The sequence below is a fragment of the Pantoea stewartii subsp. stewartii genome, assembly GCF_008801695.1.
Lineage (GTDB): Bacteria > Pseudomonadota > Gammaproteobacteria > Enterobacterales > Enterobacteriaceae > Pantoea > Pantoea stewartii.
The window spans coordinates 1-436 of sequence record NZ_VZPF01000272.1 but is presented as its reverse complement, the minus strand read 5'-3'; the positions used below and the strand labels follow the sequence as shown (position 1 = coordinate 436).

Below are 436 nucleotides of genomic sequence, written 5' to 3'. Positions count from 1 at the left end.
AGGTGAAGCGGAGGGCCTATGCTGCCAAACGAAGGTCACTGCCTTAGGGCGAAGGTCAGGCTCTCCCCGCTTCATGTGATGGTAGCTAACCACCACATCTCTATTACATACAAGGGTGAAGGGATGGCCTGGTGGAACCTGTCAACAACGTAACCGGCTGCGCCATTCAGCGATAGTGCCATATTCAACATCAGCTGGCGCCTCCATGCCGCTGAAGCGGCATTCTGTAGACTGGCTAACAATCTGCTGCAATACTATTTTTCACTGAGACCATATAAGGTAATCGCATTATGACATTCATGACAACAGCCGGGGCCACCCGGTATATCCGCCACGGGCACGCCTGTCTGGGTGTGACCACCCCGACAGGACTGACCCTGACCGCAGGCGGTCACAACAACAGCCCGCTCTGGTCGCGTAATCCGGCCGGTGGTGA

General features: G+C 55.7%; 1 pseudogene. It reads left to right on the top strand.

The window, feature by feature from the left end:
• Positions 1 to 290 precede the first annotated feature (290 nt).
• Positions 291 to 436, top strand: a pseudogene (locus F7Q90_RS27540) (RHS repeat-associated core domain-containing protein); the annotation flags it as partial.